Annotated in this window: 1 protein-coding gene; it reads right to left on the reverse strand. The window is 67.3% G+C overall.

Annotation, left to right across the window (positions count from 1 at the left end; translation table 11 throughout):
- Positions 1-756: RNA-guided endonuclease InsQ/TnpB family protein (locus ACY34I_RS40540; RefSeq protein WP_462760854.1), on the reverse strand; the 756-nt coding region annotated here is incomplete at both ends.

Raw genomic sequence — 756 nt, forward strand, 5'->3', positions numbered from 1 at the left:
ACACGCTCGTTGAGGGCGAGGGTGGTGTTGATCCGACCACAGGTCGAGCAGGTTTTGGACGTGGGCAGCCACCGGTTGACGGGGATCACCTCACGCCCGTACCACTGGGCTTTGTACTCCAGCATCCTGCGGAACTGACCCCAGCCCGCGTCGGAGATGACGCGGGCCAAGCGGCGGTTGCGGAGCATGTTCCGCACGCTGAGGTCTTCGATCGCGACCGTTTGGGTCTCACGGACGAGCCGAGTAGTCAGCTTGTGCAAATGGTCCCGACGCCGATCGGCGATCCGGGCGTGAATCCGGGCCACCTTCATCCGGGCCTTCGCCCGGTTGTTGGAGCCGTCCTGTTTGCGGGACAGGTTCCGCTGCGCCTTGGCCAGCTTCCGCCCGTCGGCCTGCCCGTACCGCGGGTTGGCCACCTTGCCCTGCTCATCGCTCACCCCCGCCATCGGGTGGGACAGGGTGAGCAGACTGGTGATGCCCGCATCCACACCAACCTCCGCCGCAACGGGCGGCAGCGGCTTCACCGTCGGGTCCTCGACCAGCAGGGACACGAACCAGCGGCCCGCCGCATCCCGGGACACGGTGACCGTGGAGGGCTCCACCCCCTTGGGCAGGGGGCGCGACCAGACGATGTTCAGCGGGGTGTTCATCTTGGCCAGGGTGAGCTGGCCGTCACGCCAACGGAACGCGGAGCGGGTGTATTCGGCCGACGCCCTGGATTTGCGTTTGGACTTGAACCGCGGGTGCCGGGACCGT

It is taken from the genome of Micromonospora sp. RTBAU3-60 (assembly GCF_054963695.1).